Here is a 16,728-nt window from a genome sequence, read left to right on the forward strand (position 1 = left end):
GTATAAAAAGCGGCGAAGAAGACCCAATAGCCAAATCAAGGGAATTCAGTCGGAGCTTTACTGATGGAACATTGAAAACTCCTTTTTCCGCTTGCTCCAGCAACCAAACCAACCGACAGAACTTTTAAACCTTCGAAATGATAGAGTTCTCTGCTCTATGCATTGATCCGAACATTTGCAAAAGCTACGTTGCCTGTATGTGTTTGCAGCCCAATATACCCTGAATTGGGATCAACGCTGGGTGGATTCCCTCTAGCAGTATCGGAGAGGCTACGCTTAAACCGGGTTACCTCTTGACCGTTGAGCCGAACCACGTAATCCTGCTTTTTTACCTCGATTTCGTAGTGATGCCATTGTCGTGCCGCAAGGGAGATGTTGTTTTGGTAATTCTGCTGTCCTTCGCCGGTCCCCAATGACTTGATTTTATAAATTGCCCCGGTTCTCGCAAAAAATGAACCATCCGGCTCGCCGAAACGCTTATCACCACGTGCTTCTTCATCGATCTGGATTTCAAACCCAGTATGAACCGCAACGAAAGCGGCATTGTCTGCGGGATCAACCGGATCGGGAGCAGGATCAGGCAGGCGCGGATCGCGGAACCGAACGAAGACACCCGAGTTATCGTTGTCATTGCCTCGCGGGTGAGGAAGAAGAAAATCGAGGCGCAGCGTGAAATCCTCAAAGGGTTTTGGCTTGTAGAAGAGCAAGCCCATGCCTTTTTCATTCTGCTGGGCAATTATCGTGCGACCAAACCGGGAGAACGAGCCTCCTCCAGCCATCTCCCAATTCACGAACTGCGCATCGCTCCCGTCAAATAGATACCTGAAACCTGGTTCCGATACCACGAGCGGCGGTTCCGGCATCAAGTGATCTCCTAGCCGGCGGACCAGGGCAATGCCTGTGAGCATCGGGTTTGGTGAACCGATGGTAGGAAAGAGTGCGGGTCCAGCGACATAAGTGTTTGTCACATTATGAAAACGGCAATCGGGATCGGTCACCGATTTGTTCGGATCCTCTCCCATTCGCAACGTTCCGGCTTCATGATGTGTCGTGCCCAGGCCATCGCGGCGGCCGCGACCGGCCTGATCAGAGAATTTATATGGCAGAACCGTTGCAAGTGAACTCGCATCAATATTCGTCACAATCACATTTCCGTTCTTGATGACATCGATTTTCTGACCGTTGGCAAAGACTTTCGCGACCTCATCCGACGCCTTATCCATCGCATCCCACAGTTCGTAGTCGCGAGAGTTGGGCTGGAGGGTCACAAATGCTCGCCGTGCCTGAAATTCGTCTTTTTGTTGTGGATCAAGATCAAGCGTAACCGAGCTACCGAAGTCACTGTCGTTCTTGGGCCCCATCTCACCGATGCCGCGAATCGTAATGACGACATGCGTGTCAGTCGCATTCTTGTGTGCATCGAACAGGTCAATATCCGGGATTTTCTTAAACAGCTCAGCTTCAGAATTGGCCCCGCTGGCACCTAGACCTGACGCAGTAATCTGGAAATGAAAGTGCGCAAAGCCATCTGAGGAACCATCGGCCTTCTTGAACTCATGTCGGCCTTTTACAAAAAGCGCCGACGCTTCGAGGGCTTTCACTGCCGGCGGCAGCGCTGCCAGTGCCGCGCGGGGAACTCGAAAATCGACATTCGAGCGTAAATGGGCTATCAGATTCCTGCCGATTTTTCCATCCGTCCCAAAGGAAGTTAGCGCGAGGCGAGCGCTCTCGATTGTGCCGAGAGCAATGATAACTTTGCTGTCCGGGGAAACAGGCAGCACTCCCCGCTCGGTAACGATCTCGCTCACGCGTCGCCCCCCTTCGGTATTGACAGTGTTGAGTTGCGTGACGTGGCAGCGTTCCACGACCATTAGCCGTTTTTTTACGTCATCAAGCCGATTTATTACTCCATCGAATGGGGTTTGGGTTGCCGCCTCCCGGGCTGCCTTCATGAGCAGCGGAACAGCGCTGAATTTGTTAAACGGAAAAAACCCGGCGTGGCCCACTTGTCCCTGCACGGCCAACGGTGCTTCAAGTTTTGCTTCATCGCGGAGCTTCTGGATAGAAGGCGGCGGACTTGGCAATTTATCGATGCCAAGCAGCTTGGCCAGCTCGTCGATTGTTACTGGAGTGTTGCCATAATAGACTGCGGGATGGTCGGGCAGCAACGCAAGATCATATACATCAGGGATCGAGGAGAGACCTCCGAACAGTTGCTGCCGCATCGCTCGGTGTAGATCGCCAAAAATGAAATCATTCGTCTCTGTGACGCCGATCTGATCGCTTGATTGCCGGAAATAACCCTTTCGGCCATCTGGCAGAACCTTTGCCGTTAAATCGTCGAGCACACCTTTTGGCCAAACGTCTTTTGGCATTTCTGCGTCAAGCAATCGGGGCGACCAGCCACCCCAGTAAATCGAGCGTCCGCCCAGGCAGTAAGCAAGCCCAGGAAAACCGAAAGGATCACTTGAATTCCAGGCAAGGCCCCAGACTTCGCCTTGCAGCGAATGATCCTTGCGGGCGCCAGCGGTATCGAGGCCGAGCATTGGTAGATTCTGCACGTGTTCCGGTAGGAGGAAAGGACCAGCCTCGAGCACGAGAATACGCTCACTGCGCTGAGTGCTTCGGAACCACAGATGTTCAGCAATAGCCGCCCCAAATGTACCCCCGCCAATTATGATGAAATCAAACGGCCGAAGATCGCCTCGGCCAGGCAATCCGGCAGCGGCACGGGTGTTTGGATCTATGGTAACGAGCACTTCGTCAAAGGTATTGCAGTCGTAACGTCCGAGAACATCGCGGGTAAAGGCGGTGTTGTAGTCGGGGGCGATAAGTGGCATGGCGGTTTGCTCCTATATTTGATATCCATAGAATTTTGATATTCGTAGAATTTTTCTGGTTCTAGCGAACAGGACACCATACAGTTCTAGTTCTGATCTCCGCTCAACGATACCCCTGGCGCTGTTTGTTTTTTTATCATCCAATGCATAGCTGTGTTCGACACCATCATTTTATTTTGTGTTATTAAACCTAGTTCATGAGCAGAGAATGTCAAGGAAAGGTATGAGCACAATGAGAAGAAAGATTGGATTGTGGAGCAGAATTTTATTGCTGGAAGAAGCAGTATGGGACTACAGCCGAATCAGGTGCGCGAAACGAAACAAACATTGGCACTACCGGCTTCAAGGGTATAGAATTCCTTTTCCCGTTTTTCTTATGCCATGAACAGAATCATGCCCAGGCACCGTATCCATTTCGTCATGCTCATGCTGTTCTTCAGCATGATGACAAACGCCTTGAGCTGGGCATTTAATGGGGAAGTCTTTGCGCATGAGCTTGATCATGCTCATCACCTTCTATCCCTGGATCCGATGGCTCACCTCGAAGCCCATCAGCATGCCCTGAATGACGACAAAGGTCATCTGGATGCCGCGACCCATCTGTGCCTGCATGCCGCCGGGCAATATCAGCCCTTTTTCCTGACAGCACCCCTCATGGTGGCAGCTTCCACTGCTGAGGAGGTCATAACAGGATTCGTTACCGTCACTATCCCCGAATCCATCCCCGATTCACCTCTTCACCCTCCCCGCAGAATCTCTTAAGCCAGGCCGCCGGGCAGTCCGAGCGTGACATTGGTCCAAACTCGAGACCTGTTAGCCTGAATTAACAGCCTGAATTAACGCAAGCGCCTTCCGGTTTATCCGGCAAGCCTTTCACAGGGTAAATGGTTTCTATATTGCACCCCTGCACCCTCGGGCAACTGTTCCGGGTACTTGTTTAACCCGAGAACGGCCGATTCCCCGATAAGGCTGTCTTGCGCATCCGTTCGACCTCCGCTCAGCCCCTGTTCGACCCCTGAACCCTTGAAGCGCGGATCCTGAACAGCTTCGACCTTTCGATCTGGCTCAGTGATGCCTTGAGCCTGCCGAAGGGCTCAGGGCAAACGGGGGACGAAGGCCAGGCGAAACCGCTATTTATGTATCAGCTACAGTTATGCGTTTCCCTTGATTACTCGCGGAGAAATCTTCATGAACTTCCATGTGTTGTTCATCACCAGACAGTGTGTGCGCGTGGGAGCCATGCTTGTCCTTGCGATGACCTGCTTACCGTCAGCAGGTGCTGACGGCTCTTTTACGGGCATCCGCGCTGTTGAGAACGCGCGCTTTCCCGATGCTGCTGGCCCTGGAGTCAAGAGCAATCTCACCCTGCGGGATGCCGTGCGACTCACACTTCAGCGCAGCCCCGAACTGGCCTCCTTCGATAAGGAGATGCGCGCCCTGGAGGGGGTTACGTTGCAGGCCGGGTTGTTGCGCAACCCTCAGTTGTCGGTGAACGTCGACAATGCCGGAAACATGGGAGCTGGAAACGGACAAAGAGCCATCAAGCAAAATGTCGAGCAGCAGGATTTGATCATTCACATCAGTCAATTGATCGAACTGGGAGGAAAACGCGCAGCGCGGGTAAATGCTGCGTCGCTCGGCCAAGCACTGGCAGGCAAGGACTTCGAAACCAAACGGCTCGAACTCGTCGCACGGGTAGCGAACGTATTTACAGAGGTGCTGGCGGGGCAGGAGCAGTTGCGGCTGGCCGAAGAGAGCCAGCGGCTGGCTCAGCAGGTGGTGGATACTGTCAAGCGCCGGGTGCAGGCGGGAAAAGTGCCGCCCATAGAAGAGACTAAAGTGGGAGTAGCGTTTTTCACTACACGAATTGCTCTGGGACAGGCGCAACGGGAACTGGCGGCGGCGCGCAAACGCCTCGCACTGCTATGGGGCGACACTACCCCGGAGTTTGGGCAGGTGCTGGGAGCCCTGGAATCGATGGTCGTCCTGCCTGGTTTAGCCTCATTGACCGAGCGAGTCTTATCGAATCCCATGGCGGATCGTGCCAGAAAAGGCATAGAACATCGCAAGGCGCTGCTCGAAGTGGAGCAATCCCGCCGCATTCCCGATATCACCCTTATGGGCGGCATGATCAAGCATTGGGAATCAGGGGGAACGACTGCAGTCGTAGGCGTCTCCATGCCGCTGCAATTATTCGACCGGAACCAGGGAAATCTGCGGGAAGCCCATCAACGCCTGGATAAGGCACAAGATGAACAAGCCGCGACAGACTTGCTCCTCAAGGCAGAGCTGGTACAGGCCTACGAATCGTTGGCCGCAGCCGAGAACGAGATATCGATATTGCGCGGGGAGATATTGCCTGCGGCCCGAAGTGCTTTCGATGTGACGAACAAGGGTTATGAACTCGGCAAATTCGGCTTTCTTGAAGTGCTCGACGCACAGCGCACCCTGTTTCAGAACCAGGTTTTGTATGTGCGTGCGCTCGCCAATTACCATCGCCTTGTCAATGAAATCGAACGTTTGATTGCGGCACCTCTTGATGGCGTTGCCAGACAGGGCACCGATGAACCGGCCTATACCGATTTTACGGATGATAAGGAGTAGAAGTGAATAACAGGAAGAGACTGTTTCCGATCATTGCCGTAATCGCCATAGGAATTGCACTTGGCGGGTTGATACTCAGCTCCGACAAGATTTCGCAATCCATCTCCGGGGATTCCGCAGCCTATCCTACTCATGAAGCACCTGCGGTCGAAGGCAAGGCATCATCGAACTATCAGGAGGGGCCAAAAGGCGGAAAGCTTTTTAGCGGAGATGGAACAGACGGCTTTGGCCTGGAGGTAACTATTTTTGAGGCTAACGTGCCGCCACGCTTCAGGCTCTATCTATATGAAAAGAGCAAGCCCCTCCCGCCTACCGCCGCCAAGGTCACCATGACGCTGTCGCGCCTTGGGGCGCCCGCGCAGGTATTCAAATTCACGCCTGAGGCTGATTACCTGGTGAGCGATCAGATAGTAAAAGAACCTCATTCATTTGATGCCGTGATTGCCGTTCAATGGAAAGGCAAGACAATCCATTGGGAATACAACCAGGTCGAGGCCAGGGTGGAAATGCCGGACGAGATGCTGAAAGGCGCCGGCATCGAAATACGCACCGCGGGACCTGCCATCATCAAACCCATGCTCAAGCTGCCTGGCGAGATCATCTTCAACGAGCATACCATCGTGCAGGTGGTACCCCGCCTGCCGGGAATAGTCACAGCCGTGAAGCGCCACCACGGCCAGCAGGTGCAGAAAGGAGAGATTCTTGTGGTGATAGAGAGCCAGATGCTGGCAGAACTGCGTAGTCAGTATCGGGTAGCCAGGAAACGGCTGGCGCTGGCGCAGACCACCTACAAGCGCGAACGGCAGCTCTGGGAAGAAAAAATCTCCGCCAAGCAGGACTACCTCGTCGCCCAGGAACTGCTGAATGAGGCGGAGATTGCACTGGACCTGGCTGCGGTCAAGCTGCAGTCGCTTGGCGTACAGCCGGAAGCGGCTTCTTCCGGCAATCTGGCCCGCTACGAAGTCCGGGCACCGATATCCGGGCTAATCATCGACAAGACTGTCGCCCTCGGCCAGACGCTGAAGGAAGATGAACATATTTTTGTTATTGCCGATGTTTCGACGGTGTGGGCCGGCATCACGGTTTATCCAAAAGATCTGGATGTAGTCAAGGTTGGGCAAAAGGCAACCGTCAGGGCAACGGCGTCGGATGTAGAGGGGGAAGGCGTTGTTATCTACATCACCACGCTGATCGGCGGCCAGACCCGTACCGCCACGGCGCGGCTCGCCCTGCAAAACAGGGAGGGAAAATGGCGCCCCGGGATGTTCGTAACTGCCGAAATGGTGGCTGCAGAAATTCCCGTACCTGTTGCCGTATCTGCCGACGCGCTCCAGACACTTCATGACTCGACTGTAGTATTCGGGCGTTATGGTGAATATTTCGAAGCGCGGCCGCTGGAACTGGGGCGTAGCGACGGCAAGATGATCGAGGTTCTCGATGGCTTGCAGGCAGGAGAGCAATACGCGGCAGGCAACAGCTTTGCGATCAAAGCCGAGCTGGGTAAATCGGGGGCTACCCATGAACACTAGATCCGGGTCAGGCAGGTCACGTAAGGGTTCCATCCCTCTTGATCAAATAGATCAGTTTCACCGGCATCATGATTGAGCGCATCCTCGAACTCTCCATTCAGCGACGCGTGCTGGTCCTGATGGCCGTGCTGACGATGGGGGTCGTGGGAATCCATAGCTACCAGAAGCTCCCCATCGACGCCGTGCCCGACATAACCAACGTGCAGGTACAGATCAATACACGGGCAACCGGGTATACCCCGATCGAGGTTGAACAACGCGTCACTTTCCCGATCGAGATGATCATGGCGGGACTCCCCAATCTCGCGTACACCCGTTCGCTTTCCCGCTACGGCCTCTCGCAGGTTACGGTTATTTTTGAGGACGGCACGGATATCTACCTCGCCCGCCAGTTGATCGACCAGAGGCTGCAGGAAGCCAAAGAGCGTTTACCGATTGATGTGGAAACGACCATGGGACCGATCTCAACCGGCCTGGGCGAGATTTTCATGTGGTCCGTCAATGCAAGAGAGGGTGCGCAAAAGCCTGACGGGTCGCCATACAGCATCACCGACCTGCGGGAAATCCAGGATTGGATCATCCGCCCGCAGCTGCGCATGGTACCGGGCGTCACGGAAGTAAACGCCGTCGGGGGTTTCGTCAAGCAATTCCATGTCGCGCCCTACCCCGAAAAGCTGATCTCTTTCGGATTGACACTGAATGACGTCATCGTCGCATTGCGCGTCAATAACCTCAATGTCGGCGCCGGATATATCGAGAAAAGCGGCGAACAGTACTTGGTGCGAGTGCCGGGACAGGTGGCAAACCTGAAAGAGATCGGGAACATCACCCTTGGATCCCGGTTGGGGATTCCCATACGCATCAAGGATGTGGCCGATGTCCTGATAGGACGGGAATTGCGCACGGGGGCCGCGACGCAAAATGGGCAGGAGACTGTCATCGGCACCGCCCACATGCTGATCGGGGAAAATAGCCGTGTCGTTTCCCAGGCCGTCGCAGAAAAACTTGCCGAAATCAACCGGAATCTGCCGAAAGGTGTCGAGGCGATCGCCGTCTATGATCGGACAACGCTCGTGGACAAGACGATCAGGACTGTTGCCACCAACCTGCTCGAAGGCGCGATACTGGTCATCGTCGTGCTGTTCCTTTTCCTTGGCAACCTGCGTGCGGCCGTCATCACTTCGCTCGTGATTCCACTCTCGATGCTGTTCACCTTTACCGGAATGGTAGCCAATGAGGTCAGCGCCAATCTGATGAGCCTGGGGGCGCTCGATTTCGGCCTCATCGTGGACGGCGCGATCGTCATCGTGGAAAACAGCATGCGGCGGCTGGCTCATGAGCAGGCACGGCTCGGGCGGGAACTCTCATTGAACGAGCGTCTTGCAGTGGTATTCGACGCGACCAGGGAAGCGCGGCGTGTGCTCATCTATGGCGAGCTCATCATCATGGTGGTTTATCTTCCGGTCTTCACACTTTCAGGGGTGGAAGGGAAAATGTTCCACCCAATGGCCTACACGGTATTAACTGCCCTGCTAGGTGCGATGATTCTTTCCATAACGTTTGTCCCGGCGGCGATTGCACTCTTTCTGACGGGAAAAGTGACAGAAAAGGAAAGCGCGGTGGTTGCGTGGGCGAAGAAAGCCTACCTGCCGGTTCTCGACGCCGTAATGAGGAACCAGGGCCTCACCGTTACCACCGCCGTTGTGATTGTTGTGTTGAGCGGCCTGCTGACCACAAAAATGGGGACGGAGTTCGTACCCAGCCTCAATGAGGGCGATATCGCGCTGCACGCAATCCGCATCCCCGGCACCAGCCTGACCACGGCCATCGAGATGCAACATGAACTGGAGGAATCAATCAAGGCATTTCCCGAGGTGGACCGTGTTTTCACCAAGATCGGAACTGCCGAAATTGCAACCGATCCCATGCCGCCGAACGTGGCGGACATCTTCGTCATGCTGAAACCCCAGTCGCAATGGCGGAAACAATATTCCACGAAGGCAGATCTTATCGCTGCACTGGAGCAAGCGGTAGGCCAGATACCGGGCAACAATTATGAATTCACCCAGCCCATCCAGATGCGATTCAATGAGTTGTTGTCCGGTGTGCGAGCGGACGTCGCGGTAAAGGTATTCGGTGATGACATGGAGACGCTGTTCAGGGTGGCAGACCAGGTCGAGCATCTACTCAAAACCGTTCCCGGCGCGGCGGATGTAAAAATCGAGCAACTTACCGGCTTGCCGGTGCTGACCGTTCAGCCTGACCGTGTAAAGCTTGCCCGTTACGGATTGAATGTCGCGGATATCCAGGATGCAGTAGCGGTTGCCATTGGTGGAAAAAACGCCGGAACCATTTTCGAGGGCGATCGCCGCTTCGAGCTGCAGGTGCGGCTACCGGAACAGTTGCGGACTGATCCGGATGCACTCCGGCGATTGCCCGTCGGAATTCCAGTGAGAGGATCGGCAACCGGGAATCCGCAAAACCAGACACCAACCGGAAATCCGCAAGCCCAAGCGCCCGTCGGCATGACCTACGTTACCCTCGGCGAAGTCGCCGATATCAAAGTTCTCCAGGGACTCAACCAGGTGAGCCGGGAAAACGGCAAGCGCCGGGCTGTCGTTACCGCAAATGTACGAGGTAGGGATCTTGGTTCCTTTGTCGAAGAAGCGGAAGCACGGGTGGTGGAGCAAGTGCCCGTTCCTTCCGGATATTGGCTTACCTGGGGTGGACAGTTCGAGCAACTGGTTTCTGCGGCGAAGCGGTTGCAAATAGCCATTCCCCTGGCGCTTGGGCTGATCCTGATGCTGCTTTATGCCATGTTCGGCAATTTTCGGGACGGGTGGTTGATGTTCACGGGGGTTCCCTTTGCCTTCAGTGGCGGTATAGTGGCATTGTGGTTGCGGGGCATCCCCCTGTCCATTTCCGCCGCGGTCGGGTTCATTGCTCTGTCTGGTGTCGCCGTGCTGAACGGCCTCGTGATGCTGTCATTCATACGGGACTTGCGCGCGCAAGGCCGGTCACTGGAAGATGCCATCAAGGAAGGAGCACTCGCGAGATTGCGCCCGGTATTGATGACAGCCCTGGTGGCTGCCCTCGGGTTTGTTCCCATGGCCTTGGCTACAAGTATCGGGGCGGAAGTGCAGCGGCCGCTGGCAACGGTGGTCATTGGAGGAATTCTGTCATCCACGGCCCTGACACTGCTGGTACTACCGGTGCTGTACCATCTCGCCCACGGAAGAGATGTGCCCGATCCCGCAGGGACAACTTGAGATAATGCTGGCAGTTTCCATATTTTTGGATCCAAATGGCTGCGAGTACCCGGTGCGGGTAACATCCAGCCGCTGTCACCTGTCGAATCTTGTTTGCAGTCGCTGTTTTTATTGAGTCGGCGAGCAAACAGTACAAACGTCATACCGGCTGAAGCCGGTATCCAGTGACATTCAAAGCATGCCATTACGGGTCTGGGCTGGATTCCGGTTTGCTGGATTCCAGATCAGACCCGGAATGACGAGATTCATAGTATTTTCTGGGTGGATCAATAGACCGCCAAATCCCCTTCTCGCTTCCACTTCGGATAAAAATTTCCCCGGTCTTTATTCCTGCTAAACCTGCCCGCATTTAGGGATCTGGTTGAGCTTGCTTGCGGCATGAGGTGTGCTAAACATAAAACAGGCGAGAGTGGGTGAGTACTTTCCTGGCTCAAGCTGTCTTCGCCCTGCGTGGAAGGTTATAACTTTAGATTCAGGAGAAAGTGTTGCGCCCTACCGAACTCGTCAAGCTCACCGGGTTGATGCAGCGTACCAGCGGCAGTCCCGATATCAGGATCGGACTCATCGACGGCCCTGTCGCCATCAGTCATGCGGATCTGGCAAACGGACATCTTCAGGAGATATCCGGAAATAACGGGGCGAGCTGTACCAGGACCAATAGCAGCGCCTGCCTGCATGGAACCTTCATCGCCGGCATCCTCGCGGCCAGGCACACTTCTCCTGCGCCTGCCATTTGTCCCGACTGTACGCTCCTTATCCGCCCGATTTTCAGTGAAAGTACCGCTGGACGCGAGCACATGCCCAGTGCCACTCCGCAAGAACTGGCAGCGGCGATTTGTGACTGCATCAATGCGGGTGCGCGCGTTATCAACCTGAGCCTGGCCTTGGCACAGCCCTCGACGAGAGAAGAGAAGCTGCTGGATGAAGCATTCAACCAGGCGCTGAGCCGCGGTGTACTGATTGCTGCTGCAGCAGGCAACCAGGGCATGCTGGGCAGTTCGGTCATTACTCGCCATCGCTGGGTTATTCCGGTCGTGGCTTGCGATTTGCGTGGCTATCCGATCAACGAGTCCAATCTCGGCAGCACGATCGGAACGCGCGGGTTGAGCGCGCCCGGCGACAACATCACCGGCCTTGGCGCTGAGGGACGAACCCTCACTATGGGCGGTACAAGTGTAGCTGTGCCTTTTGTCACCGGCGCCATTGCGCTGCTGTGGTCACAGTTTCCTGATGCCACGGCGACCCAGATCAAGCTCGCCCTCATGCGCCAACCTCAAAACTTTCGGCAAGCAACCATGATGGGAACCGGAGGCGGTCACATGCAACTCCATCACCCGCGGCGGGGTTCGGTGGTTCCACCCCTGCTGGATGCCGAGTCGGCCTGGCAGATACTGTCTGCGGTAAATACGAGGAGACAAACAGCATGACTGAAAATGATATCAACGTAAATCCGGGTCGCAGGAACGGGAGCGAAAGAAATACAAATGGCGGAAGCGATAAAAACCCGGTTAAACGTGAAAGCGTTGCAGATATAGGCAAGCAGGCCGCTCACCGCGTGCGCCTGCCCGGTTTCATTACTGATGAGGAGATCGGGCTCGGTGATGCGATCAAGCGCGCCACCACTTATTTTCGAATGAAACCTTGCGGAGGCTGCGAACGGCGGACGGCTGCCCTCAATCGCTGGCTCGCTTTTACACCCCGCAGCCGGAAGTAAGAGCATGATAAGAGAATTAAGTGTCATTTTAGAGGAGATTTTCAGCTTTTTAACGCTGTTGGCACTATCAAGTTAAGGGAGGAGCAATATGAACGAACAAACTGCGATGGCAGAGCCTGTCGAAAGCCCAACAGGCCAACCGATTCAGGCAAGGCCTGATTCGGCCTCGAACGCAATGGTCTCTCCCCAGATGGGAGGAGGCTGCGGTTGTAACGGAGCTCGCATGAGCCAAAGTCCGGGTAGAACCGAAGGCATGAATGCGAATGGCGGCATGAATGCCTTTGTTTATGCCATAGGACGAGTGGAGGCGCGCTTTCCTAATCTGAGTGTGGAAAAAGAATTTGCGCAGGCTACCGGGCGTGCGGAAACCGCTGGCAAAACCGATCAGCAGGCCTTCCATGAAGTCCTGTCCCAGCGGCAGAACCGGTATCTGGTGCGGCAACTATGCTGGGTGCTGACGGTACAGGGACTGGAAACCTATCTTCTGGTTCCACGCGATCCTGCTGATGTCGGTATGTTGATTGATGCCATCCGGCCCGCTCCTGCCCCCCAGGATATCGATGTGGTCATCGGAATGCGCGGTCCCATTGCTCCGCCGGAGATGTGTAACGGGCTGATGGTGCCGGTAGTGGTATTCGATCAGATCTATTCCTTTGGGCGAAATGAATTGATCAAGGCAATCCCGAAACCGGAGAAAATGGCCAAGGAGCGATTCGATCCCGCTGCCGGGGAGTTGTTTGACCGGATCATGCACATGACCGATAACGCAGGCGCTACGGATGAACATCGGGCGTTGAACTACCTTGCCATGCGCTATCCCGCCATTTATGCCAAGGCGGCGGAAGAGTTCGCGGAAGATCATTCCCTGACGGGCGTGGAAGTGCGCCCCTCCGCTTTAAGCAGCGGACGCAACATCGTCGAGGTCATTTTCTCCTATACCAACCGCAACACCGATTTTACCGATAAGTACTTTGTGCGCGTGGACGTGACCGAGGAGTTTCCTTTCCTCGTCACCAAGATCTCTCCGTATTATGAACGTTGATTTTCCAAAGAAGGAGGTGTGAAATGAATATGCCAGGATTTACTGCTGAGGCCTCGCTTCGGCGCACAAATACTATCGCTCGGCGGTTGCCCGGGCCAATGCATCGGGTTGAGGGATCAATTATCCCTCAACGCATAAAGCTGCAGGAATGGACATGCGACTGTGATGCTGCAACCGACATCTGTATCTGTAGATCGGAACATGGTGCCATACGGGCAATTCATGCGGTATTGGGGGAGCTTTAGGAAATATCGCTGCACTGGTTGAAAGGAGATAAATCATGAACATACCAGGATTTAGCGCGGAGTCATCAGTTTACAAAACAACCGGGAATTATTTCAAGAGCAGGCAGGGTTCCATGAATGGCACAACGGTGATTCCGCAAATGATGCGAACGATAGATCTCGGACCGGGATGCACACTGTTTTGCAATTGCAATCCGGCATCCGGAGCTTGTAGCTGTGACGCGACCTTGTGTCCCTTCCTTCCGTGGGGGCCTGTTCGTGAAAGGTTTTGAGGAAGCGTATCGGAACTGATGATGGCGAGTGACCCCCTCCGCAACCCTGCGGAGGGGGCCGGAAAGGGCACAGGAGGGCGTAGGAGGCGATTCCCTGACGGAGAAGAATACTGTACTCGCCTGCCTCCGGCTATGCTTCGCAGCCTGCTTTATGCCATGCTTTGCTGTCTGCCGGACCATCTGATCCGATATGAGCTTGTACTGCTTGCTCGCCGACTCAGTAAGTGCTTCAAAATATCAGGGAATTCAGGATTTAGGTTAAAATAATCCTTTAACCATCTAGGACGCCAATTTGATGAAAAAACTTCGCGTCCCTCATCGCACCAAGTCTGCGCGCATGGTTCAGGAGCTTGTGCGCCTGGCAGCGGGACTTGCCACCTCCGGCAGTCGCGTAGAAGACGCCTTCTGGGAGAATCGCCTTGCGGCAAAAATACATGCCCAACTGCGTACGGGGGACGATCAGAATCTCGAAGCTGCGCTGGATCAGCTTTATGATGCTGATCCTGGAGGCTACAGTGAATTCATGTATGCCATCGAAGCTGCAATAGAATGCAGCATATTCACGCGAGGGGATCACACTTACGACGTTTTAATGTTTGCTGTACCGGTGCTCACCTGGTCACGTTTTTCGATTCCCTCGGGACCAATGGCAGAATCCGTGCTTTCCGAACTTCGCGGGCAGTTGCAGGTGCAGGTGTTGGCGGACGATGCCCGGCTTGCGCTTGCAGATTGTCTTTTCAGCCCCGATCAATTGCCAAGAGGCTATCATCTTACACATGAACTGGCTCGCAAACTCTGGTCGGCAGCGGTGACAGGACAACGCGATTTGCATATGAACCCACAGCAGCTTGCTGAAACGGGACGGTTTCTTTCTGATACCCGCTATCTCCTCGGCGGGGTCGCAGTCCCTCAGGGAAAACCCATGTTCCGCTGGCAGCAGGGGGACGCGGGCGAGCACAAGGGCAGCAACGTTTCCACCCTCCAGTTCTCCAAAGAGCAGATACTGCACGCATGGCAGACTCACGGTACCGCAGTGCTGCTGCCGCTATTCCAGGGCTGTGCGTTTGAACTGCTGATGCCGGATGGCTTCTTTTCAGCATGGCGCGCGGCGGACCGCCTAGCTCGCCCCTATTCGGTGCGTGCCACGGTTGATTTTCTGGAAACCACTCTGAGTATTTCCCCAGACAGGTTGCGTGCAGTGATCGCGCCTTTCTATGATCAGTGGCTGGAGGAATATCGCATTGGCTTCACCCTCAAGGATCGGGATAACGTGCTCTACGGCATCATCTGGGGACTGGTAGGGGATGAGGATGAAAATACAGATAGCGTCGCTCAGATCGAGGCAGCGCTGCGGGAATGCGGAGTGACACAAACCATTCTGCTGCAAGAGCATTTTCTTATGGAGTACTGCGAAGAATGCGGGGGACCGCTGTTTCCCAATGCGGATGGCGAAATCGTGCATGCAGAATTCCCGGAAGAAGGTGAAGTAGCGCCCATACATCTGCATTGAGAGTGTTCATCATCTTATTCAGGAGCATCAATTTTTTCCGGAAGAGGAATCATGAGCGACAAGCTTGTCAAATCCGAGCAGGAATGGAAAAACCAGCTGACCCCGCAGCAGTATCATGTATGCCGCGAAAAAGGGACAGAGCGGGCGTTCACAGGGGAATACTGGAACTGCCACGATCAGGGCGTGTATCGTTGCGCCTGCTGCGGCGCTCCCTTGTTTGACTCGGAGACCAAATTCGATTCCGGTACGGGATGGCCTTCTTTCTGGCAGCCTGCCCGATCGGAAAATGTCGTCAACCAGGAAGATAACAGCCATTTCATGCGGCGGGTAGAAGTGTTGTGCGCCCGCTGTGACGCGCACCTCGGTCACCTATTCGAGGATGGCCCTGCTCCGACCGGACTGCGCTACTGCATCAATTCCGCTTCCCTCAAACTCGATCGAGATGCTTCGAAGACTGAATAAACGGGCAGCAAGGGAAGTAAATGGGACGCAATGCGCTTTGCCAATTGCGCCCCGCACTCTCAAATAACTGTGTCCGCTCAAACTCCATCGCGATGAAATTTCTTTTTGATCTCTTTCCGGTAATCCTGTTTTTCATCACTTTCAAGATTTATGGCATCTATGCCGCCACTGCTGTAGCGATTGGCGCCACTTTTGTGCAGATCGGCTGGGTATGGTTCCGCCATGGCAAAGTCGATACCATGCTGTGGGTCAGTCTGGTTCTCATAGTCGTCTTCGGCAGCGCAACACTTATTCTGCAGGATGAAACATTCATCAAATGGAAACCATCCGTGCTCTACTGGCTGTTCGCGGCCGCACTGTTGATAGCCCAGACGGTTTTCAAGAAAAATTTTATCCGGACGATGATGAAAGAACAGCTCACCCTGCCGGAAGCGGTTTGGGTCCGGGTGAACGCGAGCTGGGCAGCGTTTTTTGCATTTATGGGCGCCGCCAACCTCTATGTCGCCTTCAATTTCTCTACTGAAACCTGGGTTGACTTCAAGCTGTTCGGCTTTATGGGCTTCATACTGGTTTTTGTCGTATTGCAGGGATTGATGCTGGGGAAATACATGGTGACTGACGAGGATAAAGAGGCATGATGCTATATGCAATAAGTGGCGAGGATGTGCCCGACAGTCTTGAAAAGAGAATGGCGGTGCGTCCTGCGCATCTCGAACGCCTCAAAGCGTTGCAGGAAGACGGGCGCCTTGTTTTAGCCGGTCCATATCCCGCGATTGACAGCCCCGATCCCGGGCCGGCAGGATTTTCCGGGAGCCTGATCGTAGCCGAATTCGAGTCGCTCGAAGCAGCCCAGGCTTGGGCGGAAGCGGATCCCTACGCCATTTCGGGCGTCTATGCAAAAGTGATGGTGAAGCCATTCAAGAAGGTTTTACCGGCATAACCTCACCAGAGGCCGGATGAACACTATCGAATTGATGAAGCAGAAGCTCGCTGCTCTGGAGCCTACAGTAATCCGGATTGCGGACGAAAGCGCACGCCATGCGGGACATAAAGGCGCCAAAGCAGGGGGTGGCCACTATTTACTTACCATCGTCTCACATCAATTCATCAGCAAGTCGGCCCTGGCGCGGCACCGGCTGGTTTACGATGCCCTGCGCGAGATGATGCACAAGAATATTCACGCCTTAAGTGTAAAAGCGTATACTCCCGAGGAATTTGATTCGATCCACTGAGAAGGAACC

Annotated in this window: 13 protein-coding genes; 12 read left to right on the top strand and 1 reads right to left on the bottom strand. The window is 54.6% G+C overall.

Going from position 1 to position 16,728, the window contains the following annotated elements:
* Positions 1–155 precede the first annotated feature (155 nt).
* Positions 156–2,840, bottom strand: coding sequence for a 3-keto-alpha-glucoside-1,2-lyase-like domain-containing protein (locus tag AC52W5_RS04875; RefSeq protein WP_495670186.1), 2,685 nt, complete (start codon positions 2,838–2,840; stop codon positions 156–158).
* A gap of 393 nt (positions 2,841–3,233) precedes the next feature.
* Between AC52W5_RS04875 and AC52W5_RS04880 the strand changes: the two genes are divergently transcribed.
* The 12 genes from AC52W5_RS04880 (at position 3,234) to AC52W5_RS04935 (ending at position 16,719) form a co-directional block, all read left to right on the top strand.
* Positions 3,234–3,602, top strand: a complete 369-nt coding sequence (locus tag AC52W5_RS04880; RefSeq protein ID WP_495670187.1) for a hypothetical protein — start codon at positions 3,234–3,236, stop codon at positions 3,600–3,602.
* Positions 3,603–4,028: 426 nt separating this feature from the next.
* Positions 4,029–5,444 carry a TolC family protein gene (locus tag AC52W5_RS04885; protein ID WP_495670188.1) on the top strand — a complete coding sequence of 472 codons (1,416 nt, stop codon included), beginning with the start codon at positions 4,029–4,031 and terminating at the stop codon, positions 5,442–5,444.
* 2 nt (positions 5,445–5,446) lie between these two features.
* Positions 5,447–6,973 carry an efflux RND transporter periplasmic adaptor subunit gene (locus AC52W5_RS04890; RefSeq protein WP_495670189.1) on the top strand — a complete coding sequence of 509 codons (1,527 nt, stop codon included), beginning with the start codon at positions 5,447–5,449 and terminating at the stop codon, positions 6,971–6,973.
* A 68-nt stretch (positions 6,974–7,041) separates the two neighbouring features.
* On the top strand, positions 7,042–10,242 hold the full coding sequence (locus AC52W5_RS04895) for an efflux RND transporter permease subunit (RefSeq protein WP_495670190.1): 3,201 nt from the start codon (positions 7,042–7,044) through the stop codon (positions 10,240–10,242).
* A gap of 482 nt (positions 10,243–10,724) precedes the next feature.
* Positions 10,725–11,669: a S8 family peptidase gene (locus AC52W5_RS04900; protein WP_495670191.1), complete on the top strand. Its 945-nt coding sequence runs from the start codon at positions 10,725–10,727 to the stop codon at positions 11,667–11,669.
* Positions 11,666–11,956, top strand: a complete 291-nt coding sequence (locus AC52W5_RS04905) for a hypothetical protein (RefSeq protein ID WP_495670192.1) — start codon at positions 11,666–11,668, stop codon at positions 11,954–11,956. The genes AC52W5_RS04900 and AC52W5_RS04905 overlap by 4 nt, the downstream gene beginning before the upstream one ends.
* Before the next feature lie 88 nt (positions 11,957–12,044).
* The gene (locus tag AC52W5_RS04910) at positions 12,045–12,998 is read left to right on the top strand and encodes a cyanobactin maturation protease PatG family protein (protein ID WP_495670193.1); all 954 of its coding nucleotides are present in this window, start codon (positions 12,045–12,047) and stop codon (positions 12,996–12,998) included.
* A gap of 812 nt (positions 12,999–13,810) precedes the next feature.
* A complete protein-coding gene (locus AC52W5_RS04915; RefSeq protein ID WP_074974689.1) occupies positions 13,811–15,025 on the top strand; it encodes a DUF2863 family protein in 1,215 nt (404 codons plus the stop codon).
* Between the two features lie 51 nt (positions 15,026–15,076).
* Complete coding sequence (gene msrB / locus AC52W5_RS04920; protein ID WP_074974688.1) at positions 15,077–15,487, top strand: peptide-methionine (R)-S-oxide reductase MsrB; 411 nt, start codon at positions 15,077–15,079, stop codon at positions 15,485–15,487.
* A gap of 92 nt (positions 15,488–15,579) precedes the next feature.
* The gene (locus AC52W5_RS04925; RefSeq protein WP_495670209.1) at positions 15,580–16,125 is read left to right on the top strand and encodes a septation protein A; all 546 of its coding nucleotides are present in this window, start codon (positions 15,580–15,582) and stop codon (positions 16,123–16,125) included.
* A complete protein-coding gene (locus AC52W5_RS04930; protein ID WP_074974762.1) occupies positions 16,125–16,427 on the top strand; it encodes a YciI family protein in 303 nt (100 codons plus the stop codon). The genes AC52W5_RS04925 and AC52W5_RS04930 overlap by 1 nt, the downstream gene beginning before the upstream one ends.
* A gap of 16 nt (positions 16,428–16,443) precedes the next feature.
* Entirely contained in the window at positions 16,444–16,719 is a 276-nt protein-coding gene (locus AC52W5_RS04935) for a BolA family protein (protein WP_495670194.1), read from the top strand.
* The last annotated feature ends 9 nt before the right edge of the window (positions 16,720–16,728 follow it).

This window comes from Nitrosospira sp. CT, assembly GCF_059489795.1.

What these genes read in the sequence shown, in the direction of transcription:
- AC52W5_RS04875 (WP_495670186.1), bottom strand. Translation starts at nt 2,840, where the DNA reads ATGCCACTTATCGCCCCCGACTACAACACCGCCTTTACCCGCGATGTT.
- AC52W5_RS04880 (WP_495670187.1), top strand. Translation starts at nt 3,234, where the DNA reads ATGCCCAGGCACCGTATCCATTTCGTCATGCTCATGCTGTTCTTCAGC.
- AC52W5_RS04885 (WP_495670188.1), top strand. Translation starts at nt 4,029, where the DNA reads ATGAACTTCCATGTGTTGTTCATCACCAGACAGTGTGTGCGCGTGGGA.
- AC52W5_RS04895 (WP_495670190.1), top strand. Translation starts at nt 7,042, where the DNA reads ATGATTGAGCGCATCCTCGAACTCTCCATTCAGCGACGCGTGCTGGTC.
- AC52W5_RS04905 (WP_495670192.1), top strand. Translation starts at nt 11,666, where the DNA reads ATGACTGAAAATGATATCAACGTAAATCCGGGTCGCAGGAACGGGAGC.
- AC52W5_RS04910 (WP_495670193.1), top strand. Translation starts at nt 12,045, where the DNA reads ATGAACGAACAAACTGCGATGGCAGAGCCTGTCGAAAGCCCAACAGGC.
- AC52W5_RS04915 (WP_074974689.1), top strand. Translation starts at nt 13,811, where the DNA reads ATGAAAAAACTTCGCGTCCCTCATCGCACCAAGTCTGCGCGCATGGTT.
- msrB (WP_074974688.1), top strand. Translation starts at nt 15,077, where the DNA reads ATGAGCGACAAGCTTGTCAAATCCGAGCAGGAATGGAAAAACCAGCTG.
- AC52W5_RS04925 (WP_495670209.1), top strand. Translation starts at nt 15,580, where the DNA reads ATGAAATTTCTTTTTGATCTCTTTCCGGTAATCCTGTTTTTCATCACT.
- AC52W5_RS04930 (WP_074974762.1), top strand. Translation starts at nt 16,125, where the DNA reads ATGCTATATGCAATAAGTGGCGAGGATGTGCCCGACAGTCTTGAAAAG.
- AC52W5_RS04935 (WP_495670194.1), top strand. Translation starts at nt 16,444, where the DNA reads ATGAACACTATCGAATTGATGAAGCAGAAGCTCGCTGCTCTGGAGCCT.